This is a genomic window from Nocardiopsis sp. NRRL B-16309 (genome assembly GCF_001279585.1).
Classification (GTDB): domain Bacteria; phylum Actinomycetota; class Actinomycetes; order Streptosporangiales; family Streptosporangiaceae; genus Nocardiopsis.
Genome location: NZ_LGEC01000134.1, coordinates 1 through 735, shown reverse-complemented (window position 1 = coordinate 735; position 735 = coordinate 1). Strand labels below are relative to the sequence as shown.

1 protein-coding gene is annotated in these 735 nt (G+C 66.4%); it reads right to left on the bottom strand.

Annotated elements, in window-relative coordinates:
- Window positions 1–735: phosphopantetheine-binding protein (locus ADL05_RS27650; RefSeq protein ID WP_156366084.1), on the bottom strand; the 735-nt coding region annotated here is incomplete at both ends.

Sequence of the window (735 nt, the reverse complement as noted above, 5' to 3'; positions counted from 1 at the left end):
CTGGCGTTGTTCGGTGACGGGGGCGAGTTCGGCGATGGTCTGGTGCTGGAAGAGCTGTTTGACGGTCAGGTGGAGGCCGTGCTGTTTGGCGCGGAAGACGACCTGCAGGCTCAGGATGGAGTCGCCGCCCAGGGAGAAGAAGCTGTCGTGGACGCCGACTGGTTGGTCGAGTGCGAGGACGTCCTGCCAGATGTGGGCGAGTTGTTCCTCCACGGGCGTGCGCGGCGCGACGTGGTCGCGGGAATCGGTGGTGTGTTCGTGCCAGGGCAGGGCCGCGAGTGCTGTGCGGTCGACTTTGCCGTTGGGGGTGAGGGGGAGTTCGTCGAGGGGGACGAACACGCCCGGGACCATGTAGTCGGGTAGGCGTTGGCCGAGGAAGGTGCGTAGGTCGTCGGGGTCGGCCGGTTCTTTGGTGGTGGTGTAGGCGACCAGGCGTTTGGCGGCGCCGTCGGTGTGGACGAGGACGGCGGTGTTGCGGATGTTGGGGTGTTGGGCGAGGACGGCTTCGATCTCGCCGAGTTCGACGCGGAATCCGCGGATCTTGATCTGGTCGTCGATGCGGCCGAGGAGTTCGATGTTGCCGTCGGGGAGGAAGCGTGCGAGGTCGCCGGTTTTGTAGAGGCGTTCGCCGGGGTGTTGGCCGTAGGGGTTGGCGATGAAGTTCTGGGCGGTCAGGTCGGGGCGGTTGAGGTATCCGCGGGCGAGGCCGGCTCCACCGATGCACAACTCACCCAC